The sequence below is a fragment of the Nocardia sp. NPDC057668 genome (assembly GCF_042799795.1).
Classification (GTDB): Bacteria; Actinomycetota; Actinomycetes; order Mycobacteriales; family Mycobacteriaceae; genus Nocardia.
This window is the reverse complement of the sequence record NZ_JBHVIC010000001.1, coordinates 741,965-758,317: the sequence shown is the minus strand read 5'-3', so window position 1 is coordinate 758,317 and position 16,353 is coordinate 741,965. Positions and strand designations below refer to the sequence as shown.

The window sequence follows — 16,353 nt, the reverse complement described above, 5'->3', positions numbered from 1 at the left end:
CCCCGCAACCCGAGTCCCATCCAGTCGAACGGTTCGGTCGATTGCCGGTGATTTCGTATATCGGCGCGTAAGGCTGAGCGGACGATCCATCGATGTGGAGGGAGCGGTGTGTCCGAGCCTGCGCCGACCTCGAACGTGCCCCGGCTGTCCGAGCTGACCGGCGGCGCGGACGCCGTGTTGCGGATCGTCGACTACTTCGACGGCTTCGACGAATCGGCTGCCAACGCCGACACCGTCATTCGCGCGGCCGCGCTGCTGGCCGAATGCCCGGTGGGCGCGAGCTGGCCCGGCGGTCCGGTGATCCGCTACGACGCGGCGGGCAGACTGCTTCCGGCCGCGGGAACCGGATCCGATGCGGCGGGGATGGACCCCGCGGTCTGGCTCGAGCGCGCGGGGTGGGACGCATCGTCCGAGCGTGTGCCACGCGCGACCGGTCGACCCGCGCGGTCCGAGCCGATCGGCGCGCGATCCTGGTCCGCGCCCGCGCATCCGCTCGATGACGTGGTGCTGGATCGGCTGCGGCACTGCCTGCGGGTGGTGGCCACCCGGGAGCTGGCGAACCCGCTGCGGATGGATGATCCGGCGCTGCTGGAAGTGGTGCTGTCGGAGAAGGAGCGACGTGAGGACCGGGTCCGGGCGATGCGGCTGCTCGGGCTGGATCCGGGGCGGTCGACCCGTGTGCTCGCGCTGGCCGGGCCGGGGACCGCGGTGGCCGTGCGGATCATCGGCGAGCATGTCCCCGTGCTGCGGCAGGCGGTGATCGGTTCTATCACCGCGGTACTGGTCCAAGACCCGGGACGGTCGAGCGTACCGTCCGGCGGCAGCGTGGTCGCCGGGCAGCGTGGGCGTGACTCGGTGCCGGCGAACGGCGGAACGCGTTCCGGCGTAGGCGTTTCCGGTTCGGGCGAGGCAGGGGGAGAGGCTCCCGTGGGACCGGGGCGGCTCTCCTTCGTGGACCTTGGTCTCTCGGACACATTGAACGCCGCTGTGGTGCGGGCATTTCCGGCCTCCCAATCCGGTGCGGACGGGCCGTGGATCGGGGTGGGCGAATCGTTGCCCGCATATGCGGCCGCCACATCGTGGGAGCAGGCGCGGCGTGCGCTGCGGTTCGCCTCATCCACCTGGCACGGGCGCCGGGTGATCGCGTTCGAACGGCTGGGAGCGCTTGAACTGCTCGCGGATCTACCCGTGCAGCGGCTGCTGGGGGTCGCGGACGTGACGCGCGTCAACGAGTTCGCGGCGACCGAGGCGGGTGCGCTGGCGGTCGACACCCTCGAGGCGTTCTGCGTCTTCGGCACGCTGCGGCGCACCGCGACCGAGTTGCACCTGCATCACTCCACGGTGGCCGCTCGAATCGCGCAGGTGGAGGCCGTGATGGGCTGGGACGTCGACGACGCGCTGGACCGGTTCACCGCGACGCTGGCGTTGTTCGTGCGCCGGATGGCGCTGTCGTGCGCGCAGTTGTCGGTCCCGGCGGCGGAACCGACGGGTGTCGGGCCGGGGCGGTGATTCTCGCGACGGGCGGCGGGTGACCCGGATCACGCCACTCGGAGACGATCGACGGGCCCGGCACAGCCGGTGCGGGAGAAGGAGATTCACACCATGGCCATCGTCGAACCCACCAGCACCTGGAAACTGCTCGAGGAGCGGCTCGCCGTCACCGTCAACGAGCGGCATCGCCAGGTTCTCGAGATCGTCATCGCGCATATGAAGGCCGAAGCCGTGCCGGACCTGGATGGTTTGATGAAAACGCTGGTGCCGGAGCCGAACTACCACTTCTGGCAGTTCGGCCAGGATGTCGGCCCCAAGGGCTGGGACGGCGTACGGGACTACTACGCGGCGTTCGTGGCGAGCAAGTCCAACATTCTCGAGTTCGACCTGGACCGCCTGCTGGTAGACGACAACTGCGTCGTCACCGAGGGGTACCTGCGGCAGATCTACCCCGGCGCGTACGCCGCGCAGATCGGCCTGCCGGTAGAGGACCCAGCGGCCGACTACCTGATCTCCTTCCGTCAACTGCTGCTGTGGCCGGTGGACGAGGCGGGTCTGATCGTCGGCGAGGACTCGTACCACTCGGGGCCGGTCGAGATCCGCAAGCTCTCGTTCGATGAATTGCCCAGGGAGTACGTCGAACTCGTGTACCCGGGCGTGTGAAAAGCGCGAAACTCGGCGGATGGAAGGCGAATCGGAGATGACGGACCTATCAGTGTCGCGGCCCCCAGGCGCGCGGCGCGCGGACATCGCGAGCCTGCTGCTCGACCGGCTCGGTGACGAGCGGCTCGGCCTGCGCACCCGCGAGCGGGACTGGACCTGGGACGCGGTGGTGCGGGAATCGGCGGCGCGCGCCGAACTGGCCCGCGCACTGCGGCGCGACGGTCCGTTCCACATCGGCGTTCTGCTGGACAATGTGCCCGATTTCGTCTTCTGGCTGGGCGCGGCCGCCCTGGCGGGCGCGACCGTCGTCGGCATCAATCCCACCCGCGGCAACGCCCAACTGGAAGCCGACATCCGTTATGTCGATTGCCAATTGATCGTCACCGACGCGCCCGGCATGGCCCGCCTGGAGGCTCTCGACCTGGGACTGGATCCGGACCGGTTCCTGCTGGTGGACGACCCGGCCTACACCGAATCGTTGATCGCGCACGCAACCGAGCCGGTCGCGCACGCGGGCGCGGAGGCCCTGCTGCTGTTGCTGTTCACCTCGGGCACGACCGGCGCCTCGAAGGCGGTCAAGTGCACCCAGCGCCGACTGGCCATGCTCGGCTACGCCGCCAGCGACAAGTTCGGCCATATCCGCGAGGACGTGGACTACTGCTGCATGCCGCTGTTCCACGGCAACGCGATCATGGCGCTGTGGGCGCCGGCGCTGGTGAACGGCGCGACCGTATGCCTGACCCCGAAGTTCTCAGCGACCGGATTCCTCTCCGACATACGGTATTTCGGCGCGACGTTCTTCACCTACGTGGGCAAGGCCCTGGGCTATCTGCTCGCCACCCCGGCGACGCCGCAGGACGCCGGCACCACCCTGGTCCGCGGTTTCGGCACCGAGGCGTCGGTGGCCGACCAGGCCGAGTTCCGCCGCCGATTCGGCGCCGAGTTGTTCGAGGGCTACGGATCGAGCGAAGGCCCGGCCCTGGCCGCGCTCGATCCGGCTGCCCCGGCCGCCGCCCTGGGCCGTCCGGCGCATCCGGGTGTGGCGGTCGTGAACGCGGATACGCTCGAGGATTGTCCGCGCGCGATATTGGACGGATACGGCCGTGTCCTGAATCCGGATGAGGCGGTCGGCGAGATGGTCGACAAGGCCGGCGCGATGGTGTTCGAGGGCTACTACAAGAACGATGCCGCGGATGCCGAACGACTGCGAAACGGCTGGTATTGGACCGGAGACCTCGGCTACGTCGACGAAGCCGGGTTCCTGTATTTCGGTGGCCGCAAAGGCGATTGGCTCCGCGTGGACGGGGAGAACACCTCGACGCTGTCGATCGAACAGGTGATCCGCCGACATCCGGCGGTCATCGCCGCCGCGGTCTACGGCGTGCCGGACCCCCGCTCGGGCGACCGGGTGATGGCGGCGATCGAGGTCGCGGATCCCGATGCCTTCGATGTCGCCGAGTTCGCCGAGTTCCTCACGGCTCAAGACGATCTCGGCTCCAAGGGTGCCCCCCGCTTACTACGCGTCTCCGCAGGCTTGCCGGTCACCGGCTCGAACAAGGTACTCAAACGCGAACTCCAGGAACAGCGCTGGCACACCGACGAGGCCCTGTACAGCTGGTTCGGGCGCGGCAAGCCCGAATACGAGGCCCTGACCGACGGCGGCAAGTCCGATCTCGAAGCCGAGTTCGCCTCGTTCGGCCGGAAGCATCTGTTCTGACGTCGGGCCTGGTCCGGTCGCTGCGGTGCCATGCCCCAGCTTCTCGGGGGCTCGAGCGTGTGTAGAACCGGGCGGGGGTGGGCAAGCCACTGAGAGAACACAGGCGAATCCGACTCCGGTAGCGCGCTGCCGAGGCAGGACGTGCACGATGATCCCCAGCCAGAACCGGCTCGACATCCACCTCGACCACGGTCATGATTACGGACCGATCCTGGTGGTGAACGGAGACGTCGACTCCCACACCGTCCCGGTGCTCGCCCGTGCGGTGGGTCGTGCCGCGGACCTGCGGCCGCGTCGGCTGCTGCTGGATCTGACCGGGGTGTCGCATCTCGGTTCGGCGGGGATCGAGGTCCTGCTCGACGTGTACGCCGCCGGCGAGCAGACCTTGCTCGCGGTCATCGCCACGGGCCCGACCGCGCGCGTCCTGCACACCGCCGGGGTCGACACGGTGATCGCGGTGTACCCGTACCGGGCCATGGCGCTGGTGTGCACCGCCGCCGCGGTCGCCCCGCCCGGTTAGCTCGGGCAGCACGCTGTCGCGTACCCCCGATACCGTGCCGACACCCATCGCTCGGCGTAGCCGAAAAATAGCTGTGGCAGGATGGGTGCGGTTGGCACGCCACTCGACCCGGTCTCTTCGCAGAGGAGTTCCCACGATGAGCGAGGCACAGTTCACCACCGACGACGCCGGTATTCCGGTACCCAGCGATGAGCATTCGCTCACCGTCGGCCCCGACGGACCCATCCTGCTGCACGACGCCTATCTCATCGAGAAGATGGCGCAGTTCAACCGGGAGCGCGTCCCCGAACGCCAGCCGCACGCCAAAGGCGGCGGCGCGTTCGGCGAATTCGAGACCACCGAAGACCTCAGCGCCTACACCTGCGCCGATGTCTTCCAGCCCGGCGTCAAAACCGAAGTGCTGGCCCGATTCTCGACCGTGGCGGGGGAGCGCGGCAGCCCGGACACCTGGCGCGACCCGCGCGGTTTCGCGCTGAAGTTCTACACCCGCGAGGGCAACTTCGACATGGTCGGCAACAACACCCCGGTGTTCTTCGTGCGCGATCCCATGAAGTTCCAGGACTTCATCCGCTCCCAGAAACGCCGCGCCGACAACAACCTGCGCGACCACGACATGCAGTGGGACTTCTGGACGCTCTCACCCGAATCCGCCCACCAGGTCACCTGGCTGATGGGTGATCGCGGCGTTCCGCGCACCTGGCGGCACATGAACGGCTACTCCAGCCACACCTACCTGTGGAACAACGCCGCCGGTGACCGCTTCTGGGTGAAGTACCACTTCAAGACCGACCAGGGCGTGGAGTTCTTCACCCAGGACGAAGCCGACCAGATGGCCGCCATCGACACCGACTATCACACCCGCGACCTGTTCGAGCACATCGCCGACGGCGCATTCCCGAGCTGGACCCTGCACATGCAGATCATGCCGTTCGAGGACGCCAAGACCTACCGCTTCAACCCCTTCGACCTGACCAAGGTCTGGCCGCACGCCGACTACCCGCTCCGGCGGCTGGGCCGGCTCACCCTCAACCGCAACCCGGTCGACTACCACACCGAGATCGAGCAGTCGGCCTTCGAACCCAGCAACTCCGTGCGTGGCACCGGCCCCAGCCCCGACAAGATGCTGCTCGGTCGCTGGTTCTCCTACCCGGACGCGCACCGGCACCGCATCGGCGCCAATTACAAACTGCTGCCGGTCAATTCACCGCACGCCGCGCCGGTGCACTCCTATTCCAAGGACGGCGCCATGCGCTACACCAACGTCACCGACCCGGTGTACGTACCCAACTCCAAGGGCGGCCCGCACGCGGACCCGTCCGTCTCGGGCCCGCCCGTCGGCTGGCACACCGACGGCGAGATGGTGCGCACCGCCTACACCCTGCGCGCCGAGGACGACGACTGGGGCCAAGCCGGAACGATGGTCCGCGAGGTCCTCGACGACGCCGCCCGCACCCGCCTGGTCGACAACATCGCCGGGCATCTGCTCAACGCCGTCACCGAACCGGTGCTGGTGCGCGCCTTCGAGTACTGGCGCAACGTCGACGCCGAGATCGGCCGCAGGGTCGAGGAAACCGTGCGCGCCAAGCAGAACGAGACCGATCCCAAGGCCGAGAAGCAGTCCAACCCGGCCCGCAGTTCGGCCCAACGTAAGGCCTGACCCCCGGTCAACCGTGCCGGTATCTCCGACCGCGCCGACCGGCATCGGCCGGTGCGGTCGGGATGCGGGTGAGTGCAGCTCAACCCGGATGTCTTGCGCGAGCATCGCAGAGCACCCCGCGCCCGGCGGGATCGATCGACGGTACGCGTCGCCGATCCCGCCGGGCGTCTTCTCACAGCAGCCGGGCGTCCTGCAGCAACTCTTCGAGATAGGTGCCCTTGATCTTCTTCAACGCCGCCTTCTCGATCAGCTTGCCGCCCAGGGGCAAGGGGATCTCGGCGAGCGGCTTGCGGTCGTTGAGGTAGTACAACGCCTGTAGGAGCGTCCTGACGTCGAACGAGGACGCGAACACCTCCGGCACGGCCCGGTCCACGTCCAGCAGCGTGTAGACGGCCTCCATGGCGGTTCGAACCGAGTATTCGGTCGTGAAGACGGTGTCGCGCTCGGTCTCGGCGAAGTTTCCGATGAATGCCAGGTTCCGGGATCCCTTGGGAACCACCTGCGGACGGTCACCGAGTGCCCGGGGCATGAAGTAGGAGGAGATGTAGGGCATGTTGCACGGCACCGTGCGTGCGGAGGTGCGGGCAAGCTCATCGATCTCGTCGATCGGGACTCCGAGGTGGTACAGCCACTCGGCGGTCAGTTCGGCGCCGGTGCACTCTCGGATGGTCTTGTTCACGTAGTTGCCCGGCTTGTCCGAGAACAGGCCGTACAGCCAGACGACGAGTTCCTGTTTCGGATCCTGTGCGGCGAAGTGCGGCTGCCGGCTCATGGTGTATCCGTAGAGCCAGTTCGAGTCCTTGATGGTGCAGGGCCCGCCGGTGACGATCCGGCCGTCGCGCGGATCGCGGCCCGAGATCTTCTGGAGGTAGGGCGCGATCCGGTCGTCGGTCAGGGTCACCGTGGCCGAGATGGTCCAGTTCGCCTCGGGGATGTTCTCGCAGAACTTCTCCGGCCGGCCGAAGGCACGGTCACGTTCGGCCATGGTCTTCCACAGTTTCCAGGCGCCGCCCCGGTCGGTGACCACCGGAGCCGGGGTGTCGTTGTCGCCGAAGGTCGAGCTCTCGGTGATCGACCCGTTGGTGATGAGCACCAGGTCGTCAGGTCCGACAGCGATCTTCTCGGTGGTTCCCCGGTTGCCCAGCCCCGCAGATCCGGCGGCCACGCCAGTGGTGTCGCCGGTGGTCGCGCCGACGAGCAGTTCGATCTCGGTGACCGTCTTGCTCCCGCCCGCATCGGTCACCAGCACGTCGAGAACCTGGGTCGCGGAGCGGAATACGACCCCGTGGGACTCCAGATGAGCCACGAGCGGCTTGATGAGCGACTCGTACTGGTTGTATCGCGCGAACCGCAGTGAGCTGAGGTCGGCCAGCGTCGCGATGTGGTGCACGAAACGCAGCAGGTAGCGGCGCATCTCCATCGCCGAGGCCCACGGCTCGAAGGCGAACATGGTGGCCCAGTAGAGCCAGAAATTCGACGCGAAGAATTCCTCGCCGAAGAACTCATCGATCCGTTTGTCGTCGAGATCCTGTTCGCGGGTGAGCGCGAGGTTCAAGATCTCCTGGATCGCGCCCGGAGTAAGGGTGAGCTCGTTCATCTCCTCGATGCGCTTGCCCCGGTTGTGGATCGCCCGGTTGGGATTGGTCGAGGGATCGGACTTGTGCGCCCAGTACATATCGTCCAGCACCGAAGCGTCCGGGGTATCGAGCGAGGGGACCGAGCGGAACAGGTCCCACAGGGTCTCGAAGTGGGCTTCCATCTCGCGCCCACCGCGGATGATGAAACCCTTGTGCTCGTCGAAGAGGCCGTCACAACTACCGCCCGGGATCTGCAGCTCCTCGTACACGGTGATCGAATCACCGGGCACTCCACCATCCCGGATGAGGAACACGGCCGCCGCGAGGCCGGCCAGACCGCCGCCGACCAGATGCACCTTGCGATCGGGTCCGGCGTCACGCTTCGGGGGGCGGGCGAAAGCCTCGAAATTTCCGTTGGATCTGTACACACTGCCTCCTGACGATGTCGACGGGCACGTGCCTGACTGTTCTGCCTAGGTCGCTTCGCAGGCGTCATGGCACGCCGGATCGAGCTGAACAGGTCACTCAACGAACGGCCGCCACACCCGGCACGGTGACCGGGTCGCACACGAGCGAGCACGGTGGTGGCCTCTGATCAGCCTATAGCGTTCGACGCCCGCGTTCGGGAGCCGCTCGTGCGCGCCACGGCGGCGCCGGAGCGCCGGGGCCGGGGCGGCGGGCCGGACGCGTCGATCATCGACGCCCGGGAACCGAAGTCGTTCCAGCCCAACGGCTCCGGTGAGCGCACGGCTGGGCAATGCGCACCGGGGGTATGCGAAGGTGCCCGATACGGGGGTGTCAGCGGGTGTTCGTGGCCTGGGCGGTCATGGCCAGCAGTGTCAGGGCGTCGTGTTCGGAGGTGCCGGGTGCGGCCTGGTAGATCAGCATCCGCTGTCCGTCGCCGGCGTGCTCGAGCACCTCGTTGGCGAGGGTGACACGCCCGATCACCGGGTGCTGGAACGCCGTGTCGCCGCCGCGTTTGACCCGGACCTCGTGTCGCCGCCACAGCGCGGCGAATTCGGTGCTGGCCGACGACAGTTCGTCGACCAGCTCGGCGGTGCGCTCGGGGGCGGTCAGTTCCGCGGTGTGCAGGTTCGCGACGCAGTTCCCGGCTACGCGGTCCCAGTCGGCGAACAGCGTCCGGGCCGCGGGATGCAGGAAGGTGTAGCGGATGGTGTTGCGTGCCGCGGGAGGCCAATCGTCCAGTCCCGGCATCAGGGCCAGGCCCTCCGGATTCGCGGCCAGCAGATCGTTGACCTCGCTCAGCACGTAGGCCGGGCTGGGCCGGACGGAATTCAGCAGCAGAGCCAAGCCGGGACGAACCGGTTGGGGATCGGCGCGGTGGCGTCGTGGCGTGCGGCCCGCGGTTCGGTCGGCGAGGGCGAGCAGGTGCGAGTGCTCGTCGTCGGTCAGGCGCAATGCCCTTGCCAGCGCACCGAGTACCGCGTCGCTGGGCGCGGTTTCCCTGCCCTGTTCGATGCGGGTGTAGTAGTCGACGCTGACACCGGCCAGCGCCGCGATCTCTTCACGGCGCAGCCCGGGCGTGCGCCGGCTGCCCGGTCCGGTCGGCAGGCCGACGTCGGCGGGACCGATCGATCCGCGTCGTATCCGGAGGAACTCGGCCATCGCGTTCACGGGTCGAGTGTGCCATCGGACGGTGCACTCCCGGGTGGCCGTATCGCACCCGGGAACGACGCGGCCTTCCTCGCTCGGGCGTCGACGCGAACCCTGGAATCCATGACTGAGGCAATGATTATCGGCGGTGGTTCCGGGATGGGGTTCGCCCTGGCCCGGGTCCTGGTGGCCGACGGCAAGGATGTGACCATCGTCGGCCGCTCCACCGAGCGGTTGACCGCCGCCCGCGCGGAGTTGATGCGGGCCGGCGACGGCGCGGTACAGGTGATGCGAGCGGACATCGGCCGAGAGGACGACGTCGCCGAACTGTTCGCCGGGACAGGGCAGGTCGGCCACGTGGTCGTGACCGCGGCGGACGCCACGGGTGTATACGGTCCGACCACGCGGGTATCGGTCGACACGGCCCGCGATGTCGTGAACACCAAACTGCTGGGCGCCTGGCTGGTCGGCAAGCATGCCGCCGGGAAAGTGACGGGATCGCTGACCTTCACCTCCGGCATCAACGCGTATCGGCCCAACGGATCGAACACGATCATGGCCGCGGCCAACGGCGCGTTGGCCTCCCTGGCCTACGGGCTGGCGATCGAAATGGCGCCCGTGCGGGTCAACGTGATCTCTCCCGGCTGGGTCGACACCCCCATCTGGAACCAACTCGGCATGGACACGCAGGCGGTGTTCGCCGAGCTGGCCGAGAAGCTGCCCGCTCGGCGCATCGGCGCACCCGGCGACATCGCCGACGCCTTCCTGTCCGTGATGCGCAACCGGTTCATCACCGCGACCGTGCTGCACGTCGACGGGGGCCACCGCCTCACCTGATCGGTCGGGCGGGGACGCTATGTTCCCCGCGCCGCGAGGTAGGCCGCCGTGAGTTCGGCCAGGACGCCGTCGTCCGGACTCGGCGCACCGTGCAGGTGGGTAGCGCGGAGCTCGGCCATGAACCGCTCCCACAGGGGCGGCCCGCCCGCGGCCAGCAGTTCGGCGCGCACGGTCAGTTCCGGCTCGGTGTCGAGCCAGGCCGCGCCCCACGCGCCGAGTTGCGCCAGGACCGGGACGAGTTGGATGGCCGGCTCGGTGAGGCGGTAGGCGATCTTCTGCCGGTGCGAGGGATCGTCGTGGCGGGTGAGCAGGCCCGCGTCGACGAGTTTGGCCAGGCGCGCGGCCAGAATGTTGGAGGCGATCCCCTCGCGGGATCCGGCCAGCAGTTCCCGGAAGTGCGTGTGAGCACCGAACATCATGTCGCGCAGCACGATCAGGCTCCAGCGGTCGCCGAGCAGCTCCATCGTCATATTGATCGGGCAGCCCGATCTGCCCCGCGGCACGGGGAGTTTCTTCGGCGAATCCGGTTGCAACACGCAACCAGTCTAGGTTAGATTGACACCGCTTGCACATTGCAATCAGAAGGAGTTTCGGTGACACAACTGGTCCGCGTGCAGAACTTCATGGTGTCCAACGACGGCTACGGGTCCGGGGAAGGGCAGAGTGCTGAACGACCTTTCGGCCACGCCGATCCGGCCGCGCTCGCCTCGTGGGCCGGTGCCACCGCGCACTGGCCGAACCGGACCGACCCGGGCGGCAGCTACGGCCTGGACGACTACTTCACCCGCGACTTCGCCAACAACATCGGCGCGGAGATCATGGGGCGCAACAAGTTCGGGCCGGTGCGGGGGCCCTGGGAAAACGAGGACTGGCAGGGCTGGTGGGGCGACGAGCCGCCCTTTCACACGCCGGTCTTCGTGCTCACTCACTACCCGCGCCCGTCGTTCACACTGGGCGAGACCACATTCCACTTCATCGACGCCGCGCCGAAAGACGCGCTGGCGCAAGCCTTCGAGGCCGCGGACGGCAAGGACGTGCGCATCGGCGGCGGCGTGGCTACCGTGCGGGCGTTCCTGGACGCCGACCTGATCGACACGCTGCACATGGCCGTGGTGCCGTCGGTCGAACTCGGCCGCGGCGAACGGCTGTGGTCGAGCCCCGAAGACCTGACCGATCGCTTCCACCACGAAGCGGTCCCCAGCGCCAGCGGGGTTGTGCACCACCTCTTCTGGCGGAAGTGACGCGGGTCGGTCCGGTGGCGGGATGTCCCGGCCGTGCCCCCAGCTAGGACAGCAAGGTGGCCCGTAGGCCGGTCACGACTCCCGTGACGATGCTGTGAGCACCGCCGCGGCGAGGATGGCCGCCGCGGCGAGTAGGGCCGTGGCCTGCCAGCCGTACCGGTCGGCCGCCGCCGCGCCGAAGGCCGTGCCGAGGCTGCCGCCGACGAAGTAGACCAGCATGTACGCGCTGTTGAAGCGTGCGGGTGCCGCCGGGTCGATCGCCAGCACCGTGCTCTGATTGGCCACCTGGGCGGCGAACAGGCCCGCGTCGAACACCGCCAGGCAGGTCAGGGTGAGGGCGGTGTTCGCGAGGCCGAAGCTCGCGACGACCGTGGCGGAGCCGGCCAGTGCGAGACCGGCGAGGATGACTCGGCGGGGGCCGTCGCGGTCGGTCCGCGCGCCCGCGACGCGCGTCGCGAGAACGCCCGACAGACCTGCCAGCGCATACAGGCCGATCCGTTCGGCCGAGTACGAGTAGGGCGGTTGCGACAGCGCCACGGCGATGCCCGCCCATACCGCGCAGAATGCGAAGAACCAGAGAAAGCCGCGGGCCGCGGCAACGCGCAGTTCCGCGTGGTGGACGAAAAGTAGTGGGAGAGAACGCAGCGTGGCCAGGTAGCCGCGATCCGCCGCGCCCGGCGCGGTAGGAAGCAGCACCGCGCAGCACACCGCGACCAGCCCGCAGACGGCGGCGAATACCAGGAGCATCGCGCGCCAGCCGAGTGCGTCGGTGAGCCATCCGCCCACGATCCGCCCCGCGAGGATCCCGACCGAGATGCCCGCGGTCACCGTCCCCAAAACCGATGCCCGACGGTGCGTTTCCGCCAGGCGACCGGCCACCGAACTGAACCCGGCGCCGACAACCGAACACGCTCCCGCCAGACCGACCGTCAGCCCCAGCAGCGCGACGGAGTTTGCCGCCGCGCCCATCGCGAGGGCAATCGCGAGAGCCCCGAACTGCGCCGCGAGCACCCGCCCCGGCATGAAGCGATCGACCAGCGGCACAAGCAGGCCGAGGCCGAGCAGGTAACCCACGGGCCCGCACGCCAGCGCGATGCCGACCGCGGCGACGGACGTTCCCAGTGCGGCGGCCACGTCCGCGATCGCGGGCTGCAACGGGTAGATGGTCGACGTTCCGGTCGCGGCCGCGACCGCCATGAACACGATGACGGGACCGCTCAGCCGAGGCGTGGCTTCGGCACTGGTATCTGTCTGCACCCGACCGACCGTATGGACGCTGGGGCCGAGTTACCGGCGGCAATCCGCCATGACCGTCCTGTCGGTGGACTGCCATAGAGGTTCGGCCGCTACATCATTGGAGCCGGCAACCCCTGCCTGCCGACGTGGCCGAGCGGCATGCCCCTCGCCTCGCCACAGCCGCGATTCTGCTCGCTGCGCTCTACGGGGCAGATTCTGCTGGAACAGCCAGCGCCGAGCCGGTTTGCCGCGGTTGCTCACCCGATCCCGGTGCGGTGGGGCGGCACCCGTGGGCGCGGCGGCGCGGCCGATCGCGCCGGCGGCGGGACCCCGTGCGTGTCGGCAGCAAACGGTACGAAGTCAGCGAATTCCCAGCGACGCCTACCGTCGGTCGGCTTATCCTCGAAAGCATGGCTGCGCCCTCGTTGTTCGACACACCGATGTTGCATCAATTGCGGAACTGTGAACGCGTCATGGTCGTGGGAGCGGGCGGGGGCTGTGATTTCCTCAGCGGCCTGCCCATCGCTTTCGCACTGCACGAGCAGGGGAAGACCGTCTTCCTGGCGAACCTCACCTTCACCGCCGTCGCGCGCACCACCGCCCGGCCGCTGGCCCCGGGGGTGTTCGAGGCGCGCGCCGACAGCACGGGGCCGCGTGCCTACTTCCCGGAGAAGCACCTCTCGCAGTGGTTGCAACAGCACGGCTATCCGGACGACCGGGTGTTCCTGATCCAGAAGGGCGGCACGCGGCAGGTGAAGGCCGCATACGCCTGGCTGGCAGCGGAATTGAACATCGACGGACTCGTGCTCATCGACGGCGGGACCGACCTGCTCATGACCGGGGACGAGGCGGGGCTGGGTACCCCGGTCGAAGACATCACCAGCCTGCTGGCCGCACGCGCCCTGGACGTTCCGGTCAAACTCGCGGCCTGCGTGGGATTCGGCGTCGACACCACGCACGGGGTCTGTCATGCCCATTTCCTGGAAAACGTTGCCGCCCTTGCCCGCACCGGCGATTACCACGGGGTCAGCGCGCTGATTCCCGGGATCGCCGCCGTCGACTCCTGGCTCGACGCCGTCGCCTGGGTGCAACAGCACACCCCGGCGCGCGAGAGCGTGGTCTGCGCCTCGATCACCGACGCCGCCCGCGGGGAGTTCGGCAACCACCATTCGCTCGAACGCACCCGTGACACGGGCGCCGAACTGTTCATCAACCCGCTGATGTCCATGCTGTGGGGGTTCAACCTCGACGCGGTGGCGGATCGCGTGCTCTACCGCAACCACATCGAACAGGCCGTCACCCCGTTCGAGGTCGCCGCCGCGATCGAAGCCTTCCGCGACCACAATCCACTACGCCCGCGGCGATCGATCCCGGCCTGAGGAACGGAAGTTCGCGGGCGTCCGACCGCGTTCTCCCGCAGCAGGTTTCAGCGATACCACTGAGATTCGTAGGCTTCCCACGTGGGCGCCGGCCCGGCGATCGAGGTGCCCGAAGGCCGCAGCCCGTCCGCCGCCAGCGCCAGGAGCCGTTGGCGTGCCCGCACGTCCTCCTCGGTCCGCTGCGGATATCCGCTGAACATCTCGATCAGCCGGGTGATGTCGACCGCGTAGACGTCCGTACGGACCGAACCGTCGGCCTGGCCTTTCGCCAGTAGCTGTTCGAGCAGTTCCTTGGCTCGGGCATTGCCTGCCACCACCTCCGGCGGGATGGGCAGCGAGCCCGCCAGGGGCGCGAAGGCTCCCACCCGGGCCGCCACGCATCGTTCGAGGAAGGTGAACAGCCCCTTCCATCCGCTGCCGTCCAGATCGAGTGCCGCGCGCAGCGCCTCGGCCGTGTCCCCGATGGCGATCAGGCACAACCGTTGCAGCAGTTGCTCTTTGCTGCCGTAGCGGCGATAGAGCGTGCCCATTCCCACGCCCGCGCGCTCGGCGATGGCGGAGACCGGCGCGTCGTTGCCCTGCTCGGCGAACACCGCGCGGGCGGCGGCGAGCACGAGTTGGTCGTTGCGTTCGGCCTCGGTTTGGCGGCCGAGCTTTCCTCCGGTGCGGTGGCGATCGGGGACTGCGGTACTCACGTCATCAGCCTATTGCCTGTGAACGCCGGCACCGCGGCGCGACCCGGCGGCTGAGACATGCGAACGGCCGTCCGAATGTGGCCCGGGTCGCATTTACCCCTTGCCTACCGGAGCGATTCGCTCCTAAACTCCGTCCGGAGCGAATCGCTCCGATTGGAGGACAATGAACAACCAGCATCTGCTCATCTGGTCGGTCCCGGCATTCCTGCTGCTCATGGCGATCGAAATGATCTACTACCGCCTGCACCCCGACGAGAACGCGGGCGGCTACAGCCTGCGCGACACCGCGACCAGCCTCACCGTGGGCGTGGGGGCGGGCATCGCCGACATCGCCTACAAGGCGATCGCGCTGGCCGGATTCATCGTGCTCTACGAGCTGACCCCGCTGCGCATCGAGGTCACCTGGCTGACCTTCCCGCTCATCCTGCTCGCCCAGGACTTCTGCTACTACTGGATGCACCGCGAACACCATCTGGTGCGCATTCTCTGGGCCGCGCACGTCGTGCATCACTCGAGCCTGAAATACAACTTCTCCACCTCGATGCGTCAGCCGTGGACCGGCCTGACCTCGCAGCTGTTCTACATTCCGCTGATCCTGGCCGGCGTACCGCCGTGGGCGGTGTTCCTGTGCGGCGGAATCAATATGCTCACCCAGTTCTGGTTGCACACCGAACGCATCGGCAAGCTCTGGCGACCGATCGAACTGCTGATCAACACCCCCGCGAACCACCGCGTCCACCACGCCTCCCAGGGCGACTATCTGGACCGGAATTTCGGCGGCATCCTCATGATCTGGGACCGCGTGTTCGGCACCTATTCCGAGGAGATCGATCGTCCGGTCTACGGGCTCACCAAGAACATCGAGACGCACAACCCGCTGCGGGTGGCCACCCACGAATACGTCGCCATCGGACGGGATCTGGCGAGCGCTCGCGGCTGGCGGGATCGCATCGGCATCCTGCTGAACCGGCCGGGCTGGCAACCCGAATCCGTCGACCGAACGAGGGAAAACGCATGAGGCGCAACCGGACAACCTTCATCGTGGCGGCGACGGCTCTGACCGTCGCGGGCGGCGTCGCCACCGCGAGTGCCGAGCCCGCCGCGGCCTCCGATCCGATCGGCTACCGGGTGAACCTGGAGACCGACACCGTGGTGACCGTGCTCGACCGCGGCACTTTCGCGACGGCCGCGGACGCCGCGAGCATCACGGTCCGCGACGACGCCGGTCGGGTTCGCGAGTCGCTTCCGCTCGCGGTCACCCTCGACGGCCGGAGATTGCCGCTGCGGCAGGAGATCTCGGTCGACGGCCGGACATTGCGACTCACCCCGGACCTCGCGGACCTGGATCGAACCGCGCTGCGGCCGGTCGCCTCGCCCCTGGAAAACCAGCTCGCCATGAACGATCTGATCAACGCAGTCAGCCTCGGCACCTCGATCGGCAGCCTCGTCGGCACCGCGATCGGAACGGTCGCGGGGGTCGGTGTCGGCATCGCCCTGGCAGGCGCGTCCTGCCTGGTCCTGAGTCTGGGCTGCGTGGTCACCGTCCTGCCGATCGTCAGCATGGTCGCCGCGGCGGGCGGCCTGGCCGGCCTGATCCTCGCCGGTGGACCGACGGCGGCAGCCGCGGCCTTCGGCTACTGGAGCACACTGCGCGCCGAACCCGGCACGAGTCCGTACGCGCCGCATGTACAGGGCGCCCCCGCCGTCGGCTGACCAGCTCCCAGGA

The 16,353-nt window shown here is 68.3% G+C and carries 15 protein-coding genes; 10 read left to right on the top strand and 5 right to left on the bottom strand.

All coding sequences use genetic code 11. The features are described from left to right. Positions 1–108 precede the first annotated feature (108 nt). The 5 genes from ACFVBH_RS03620 (at position 109) to ACFVBH_RS03600 (ending at position 6,048) form a co-directional block, all read left to right on the top strand. The gene (locus ACFVBH_RS03620) at positions 109–1,509 is read left to right on the top strand and encodes a PucR family transcriptional regulator (protein WP_378999470.1); all 1,401 of its coding nucleotides are present in this window, start codon (positions 109–111) and stop codon (positions 1,507–1,509) included. A 93-nt stretch (positions 1,510–1,602) separates the two neighbouring features. Beyond that, a complete protein-coding gene (locus ACFVBH_RS03615; protein WP_378999467.1) occupies positions 1,603–2,154 on the top strand; it encodes a nuclear transport factor 2 family protein in 552 nt (183 codons plus the stop codon). A gap of 37 nt (positions 2,155–2,191) precedes the next feature. Further along, complete coding sequence (locus ACFVBH_RS03610) at positions 2,192–3,871, top strand: AMP-binding protein (protein ID WP_378999465.1); 1,680 nt, start codon at positions 2,192–2,194, stop codon at positions 3,869–3,871. Positions 3,872–4,019: 148 nt separating this feature from the next. Then, entirely contained in the window at positions 4,020–4,391 is a 372-nt protein-coding gene (locus ACFVBH_RS03605) for an STAS domain-containing protein (RefSeq protein WP_378999463.1), read from the top strand. A gap of 136 nt (positions 4,392–4,527) precedes the next feature. After that, positions 4,528–6,048, top strand: coding sequence for a catalase (locus ACFVBH_RS03600; protein WP_378999460.1), 1,521 nt, complete (start codon positions 4,528–4,530; stop codon positions 6,046–6,048). Positions 6,049–6,220: 172 nt separating this feature from the next. Here ACFVBH_RS03600 and ACFVBH_RS03595 read toward each other — a convergent pair whose 3' ends face one another. Together ACFVBH_RS03595 and ACFVBH_RS03590 are read right to left on the bottom strand one after the other, a co-directional pair. Then, positions 6,221–8,053, bottom strand: coding sequence for an oleate hydratase (locus tag ACFVBH_RS03595; protein WP_378999458.1), 1,833 nt, complete (start codon positions 8,051–8,053; stop codon positions 6,221–6,223). A gap of 370 nt (positions 8,054–8,423) precedes the next feature. Beyond that, entirely contained in the window at positions 8,424–9,251 is an 828-nt protein-coding gene (locus tag ACFVBH_RS03590) for a helix-turn-helix transcriptional regulator (RefSeq protein WP_379001571.1), read from the bottom strand. 111 nt (positions 9,252–9,362) lie between these two features. Here ACFVBH_RS03590 and ACFVBH_RS03585 point away from each other — a divergent pair, with 111 nt between their 5' ends. Then, on the top strand, positions 9,363–10,076 hold the full coding sequence (locus tag ACFVBH_RS03585; RefSeq protein WP_378999456.1) for an SDR family oxidoreductase: 714 nt from the start codon (positions 9,363–9,365) through the stop codon (positions 10,074–10,076). A gap of 17 nt (positions 10,077–10,093) precedes the next feature. On the opposite strand, the gene ACFVBH_RS03580 is transcribed toward ACFVBH_RS03585, so the two are convergent. Continuing rightward, a complete protein-coding gene (locus ACFVBH_RS03580) occupies positions 10,094–10,612 on the bottom strand; it encodes a winged helix-turn-helix transcriptional regulator (protein ID WP_378999453.1) in 519 nt (172 codons plus the stop codon). Positions 10,613–10,669: 57 nt separating this feature from the next. Here ACFVBH_RS03580 and ACFVBH_RS03575 point away from each other — a divergent pair, with 57 nt between their 5' ends. Next, positions 10,670–11,317, top strand: coding sequence for a dihydrofolate reductase family protein (locus tag ACFVBH_RS03575; RefSeq protein ID WP_378999451.1), 648 nt, complete (start codon positions 10,670–10,672; stop codon positions 11,315–11,317). A 72-nt stretch (positions 11,318–11,389) separates the two neighbouring features. On the opposite strand, the gene ACFVBH_RS03570 is transcribed toward ACFVBH_RS03575, so the two are convergent. Next, the gene (locus tag ACFVBH_RS03570; protein ID WP_378999448.1) at positions 11,390–12,574 is read right to left on the bottom strand and encodes an MFS transporter; all 1,185 of its coding nucleotides are present in this window, start codon (positions 12,572–12,574) and stop codon (positions 11,390–11,392) included. Positions 12,575–12,963: 389 nt separating this feature from the next. Between ACFVBH_RS03570 and ACFVBH_RS03565 the strand changes: the two genes are divergently transcribed. Further along, complete coding sequence (locus ACFVBH_RS03565) at positions 12,964–13,932, top strand: DUF1152 domain-containing protein (protein WP_378999446.1); 969 nt, start codon at positions 12,964–12,966, stop codon at positions 13,930–13,932. Positions 13,933–13,979: 47 nt separating this feature from the next. Here the strand turns inward: ACFVBH_RS03565 and ACFVBH_RS03560 are convergent, their stop codons facing one another. After that, positions 13,980–14,627 carry a TetR/AcrR family transcriptional regulator gene (locus ACFVBH_RS03560; RefSeq protein WP_378999443.1) on the bottom strand — a complete coding sequence of 216 codons (648 nt, stop codon included), beginning with the start codon at positions 14,625–14,627 and terminating at the stop codon, positions 13,980–13,982. A 163-nt stretch (positions 14,628–14,790) separates the two neighbouring features. Between ACFVBH_RS03560 and ACFVBH_RS03555 the strand changes: the two genes are divergently transcribed. Together ACFVBH_RS03555 and ACFVBH_RS03550 are read left to right on the top strand one after the other, a co-directional pair. Next, entirely contained in the window at positions 14,791–15,645 is an 855-nt protein-coding gene (locus ACFVBH_RS03555; protein ID WP_378999441.1) for a sterol desaturase family protein, read from the top strand. Then, the gene (locus ACFVBH_RS03550) at positions 15,642–16,340 is read left to right on the top strand and encodes a hypothetical protein (RefSeq protein ID WP_378999439.1); all 699 of its coding nucleotides are present in this window, start codon (positions 15,642–15,644) and stop codon (positions 16,338–16,340) included. Before ACFVBH_RS03555 ends, ACFVBH_RS03550 begins: the two co-directional genes overlap by 4 nt. Positions 16,341–16,353: the final 13 nt, after the last annotated feature.

What these genes read in the sequence shown, in the direction of transcription:
- ACFVBH_RS03605 (WP_378999463.1), top strand. Translation starts at nt 4,020, where the DNA reads ATGATCCCCAGCCAGAACCGGCTCGACATCCACCTCGACCACGGTCAT.
- ACFVBH_RS03600 (WP_378999460.1), top strand. Translation starts at nt 4,528, where the DNA reads ATGAGCGAGGCACAGTTCACCACCGACGACGCCGGTATTCCGGTACCC.
- ACFVBH_RS03610 (WP_378999465.1), top strand. Translation starts at nt 2,192, where the DNA reads ATGACGGACCTATCAGTGTCGCGGCCCCCAGGCGCGCGGCGCGCGGAC.
- ACFVBH_RS03615 (WP_378999467.1), top strand. Translation starts at nt 1,603, where the DNA reads ATGGCCATCGTCGAACCCACCAGCACCTGGAAACTGCTCGAGGAGCGG.
- ACFVBH_RS03585 (WP_378999456.1), top strand. Translation starts at nt 9,363, where the DNA reads ATGACTGAGGCAATGATTATCGGCGGTGGTTCCGGGATGGGGTTCGCC.
- ACFVBH_RS03550 (WP_378999439.1), top strand. Translation starts at nt 15,642, where the DNA reads ATGAGGCGCAACCGGACAACCTTCATCGTGGCGGCGACGGCTCTGACC.
- ACFVBH_RS03565 (WP_378999446.1), top strand. Translation starts at nt 12,964, where the DNA reads ATGGCTGCGCCCTCGTTGTTCGACACACCGATGTTGCATCAATTGCGG.
- ACFVBH_RS03555 (WP_378999441.1), top strand. Translation starts at nt 14,791, where the DNA reads ATGAACAACCAGCATCTGCTCATCTGGTCGGTCCCGGCATTCCTGCTG.
- ACFVBH_RS03590 (WP_379001571.1), bottom strand. Translation starts at nt 9,251, where the DNA reads ATGGCCGAGTTCCTCCGGATACGACGCGGATCGATCGGTCCCGCCGAC.